Genomic DNA, 3,280 nt, shown 5'->3' with positions numbered 1-3,280 from the left:
GTGAAAAATGGTCCTTCGAGGAAGATTCCACGAACCTTGGCTCCTTCTACGTCTTCGTATTCTTCGCCAATTATCTCGCAGGCCTTGTCGAGCTTTTCTGTAGTATCTGTAAGGGTTGTTGGAAGAAAGCTTGTAACTCCACACTCCAAAATCCCCTTGGATATTTCATTTAGATATCCCTTTTCACAATCCATGATGTCCTTGCCGGCATAACCGTGGATGTGAGTATCTACAAGACCTGGGGCTATTATCTCTCCCAAGTATTCAAACTCTTCTGGTTTATCTTTGGAAAATGACTTTACCTTGCCATCTTCCACTTCCATGTAATAATCTTCTAAAACTTTATCTTCTAGCACTATATATTTTGCTGAATAATACATTTAATCTCCTTAGCTTATCTCGGACTATAACTCGTTTCATAGTAGAACTTGTCTCCTCTGGCGTAGGATATAGTATATTCTAGTAAATTCTCGTCAAAATCAAAACTTTTTCTTATAATTTTAAGACTTGGGGCATCAGGTCTTTGTCCCAAGAATCCTGCAATCTTTTTAGTCAAATTCCCAACAGAAAATCTCTCATTTACTGTAAAAATAGCAGCATTTGATTCATCAAATATATCATAGAGTGGCTTTTTACTTACAAGCTCCCTAGAAATATTAGTAAACCTCTCATAGGGAATGTAAGTTGTCTCATACATCATAGGCTCATCATCAGCAAGCCTAAGCCTTACAAGCTCAATGACCAAGTCCATATTCTCAAGCTTCATCTGTCCTGCCAAATCCTTGTTGGCCTTCTTAATCCTAAAGTCGATTATCTCAGACTTTGGCTTCATCCCATTGGCTATGGTTCTTTGAGTGAAGGAATAATAATTCGAAAGATTATCCTTCAAATTATGCTTACCTATAACAAAACTCCCCTTGCCTTGGATTTGAACTATAAGACCACTATTGACTAGCTCTCCTATAGCATTTCTAATAGTGGTCCTACTCACATCATAGTCAATGCAAAGCTGTCTTTCAGAAGGAATCTTGTCTCCCTTTTCCATAGTGGAGATTTTTTCTGTAATATCCTTTACAATCTCAGAATAAAGACTCATAAGCCCTACTTATCGTACTCGTGGATAGTAACTCCCTTTACAACCCTGTTTACTGTGTGAGACTTAGAAGGATTGTCTGGAGTATTTCCTACCCTTAGAGAAGTTATAAGACTTATAAGTTGAGCTATCATAGCAAATAGTACACAAAGATAAGCATCTCCTAGTCCGTCTACTTTATAAACCAACTTATCGAAGTCTCCTTCGATTTCTTCGCTTGAGACTCCTATTATCCTTTCGGCGATACCATCTAGGCATAGCTCATCTAAAATATCCTTATCGTATTGCCTTGTATAAGGATTTGATGAAAGGAAGGATACGATCAAGGTTTTATCATCTACAAAAGACTTTGGACCATGTCTAAAGCCCATGCTTGACTCATACATGCTTGCTATCTTACCAGCAGTAAGCTCAAGGACCTTAAGTCTTGCCTCATTGGTAAGCTTATATAAAGGACCACTTCCTAGATAAATTATCCTATCAAAATCAAAATCCACTAGACTTTCAATATTTTCCTTATCATCAAGGATCTCTCTTCCAGCCTTAGCTAGCTTTTTGACAGCTTCTTCTTTGTCTATTGTTGACTTATCAAAAATCAAAAGACTTGTCAAAAGCATAGAAGTAAAAGAGCTTGTCATAGCAAAACCCTTGTCGTTTGTACCAGCCGGCTCTATAAATACGTAAGATTTCTCATCTTCATATAATTTCTCCGCAAGCTTGCCATCTTCAGCACAAGTTATAACTAGATTATAAAAATCATCCACCAAGTTCTCCCCTAGCTTAACCGCAGCAAGAGACTCAGGAGAATTGCCGCTTCTTGCAAAAGAAACTAGAAGTGTCTTACAGTCTTTCTTGAAGTGAAGGTAAGGGCAAGAAACCAAATCTGTTGTAGCAACAGACTCAAATTCAAAATCCCCATGGGCCTTAAGATATTCCTTGGCGATATTGCCTACATACTCACTAGTACCGGCACCAGTAAAGATAACTCTAGCGCCTTTTGCCTTAGCCAAAAATTCTTCTATTTCACTTTTTCTTTCTTTATAATCTTCGTAAACAAGCTCCCAAATACTAGCTTGCTGAAAAATCTCACTATATGTATTTATAGCATCATTTTCCTTAATATAATCTAAATCTAAAAACATTTATACCTCCTACTGGTAACTACCACTATAATTATATAAGCTATAGCTCCTTAAGTCAACCAGTATAGCCAATGTTTTCATTTAATTTAGTTAATAAGCTTGGTGTGTTTTTCTATTAATTCGATACCATTGGGTTTTATTTTATCATCACTTATGACATCAGCATTTTCTATATTATAGAAGGCATAAAAGTCTTCCACGCCGATCTTGGATGAGTCTGCTATTAAATAAGCCTTGTTTGAATTATCTAGTATCTTGGATTGGAGAACTCCTTCATCGACGCTGTAGGTGTAAGCGAAAGAATCGCAGATACCATTTACTCCAATAAAGGCCTTGGTAAATCTTATTTTTTCTACAAGATCTAGGGCAAGGCTCCCAACAAAAGCACCAGTACTTTCTCTAAATTCTCCTCCAATAAGAAATACCCTAGTTTCCCTAATCTTTTTAAGCTTTTCAAAAAGATACAAGGAATTCGTGTATATATTGCAGTTCTTATTATTTATATAAGAGCTCACACACTCAATAGTTGTTCCTGCTCCAAGGAATATATTCTCCTCATCTCCTATAAGAGAAGCTATAATTTTTGCAATATATTCTTTCTTGTCCTTGTTCTTTAACATCTTCTCCTCATTAGAAAACTCACGAGGAAGGGCCTTGTCAAGACTCTTGGCCCCACCGTGAACTCTAACGAGCTGATTTTTATCTTCTAATTCCTTTAAGTCTCGTCTTACGGTCATGTCGGTGACCTTTAGAAACTCACTTAGTTTAGAAACTTGAACTATCCCATCATTTGCTAATTGAGATAGGATGAGCTCGTGTCTTTTTTCTTTTAACATATCTTTTCCCTTTTAAAATACCGTCATCTAGTTAAGTGACGGTATTTTTGTGATTATTCTATTACATCTTCTTTTCCAGCCTTGTATTCCTCGTTTCTCTTGATCATTTCTTTTCTATACCATAGGAATAGGGCGAGATAGACTGCTATTACTACTAAAGCAATAAGTATTTGTTTTCCACCTTGTGCATTTCCAAGTCCTACAAAGTA

The 3,280-nt window shown here is 36.6% G+C and carries 3 protein-coding genes and 1 pseudogene; all 4 read right to left on the bottom strand.

Annotated features, from left to right (window positions below; translation table 11 throughout):
* Nucleotides 1-380: pseudogene (locus tag MRZ08_RS07590) on the bottom strand (N-acetylglucosamine-6-phosphate deacetylase); the annotation flags it as partial.
* A 14-nt stretch (nt 381-394) separates the two neighbouring features.
* Nucleotides 395-1,096 carry a GntR family transcriptional regulator gene (locus MRZ08_RS07585; RefSeq protein WP_297381304.1) on the bottom strand — a complete coding sequence of 234 codons (702 nt, stop codon included), beginning with the start codon at nt 1,094-1,096 and terminating at the stop codon, nt 395-397.
* A gap of 5 nt (nt 1,097-1,101) precedes the next feature.
* On the bottom strand, nt 1,102-2,235 hold the full coding sequence (locus MRZ08_RS07580; protein ID WP_297381301.1) for an SIS domain-containing protein: 1,134 nt from the start codon (nt 2,233-2,235) through the stop codon (nt 1,102-1,104).
* 86 nt (nt 2,236-2,321) lie between these two features.
* The gene (locus MRZ08_RS07575; RefSeq protein WP_297381298.1) at nt 2,322-3,071 is read right to left on the bottom strand and encodes a DeoR/GlpR family DNA-binding transcription regulator; all 750 of its coding nucleotides are present in this window, start codon (nt 3,069-3,071) and stop codon (nt 2,322-2,324) included.
* Nucleotides 3,072-3,280 lie beyond the last annotated feature (209 nt).

The organism is Anaerococcus sp. (assembly GCF_022770135.1).
In the GTDB taxonomy this organism is placed as follows: Bacteria; Bacillota; Clostridia; order Tissierellales; family Peptoniphilaceae; genus Anaerococcus.
The sequence above is the reverse complement of the archived record's forward strand: the minus strand, read 5'-3'. Positions and strand labels throughout refer to the sequence as shown.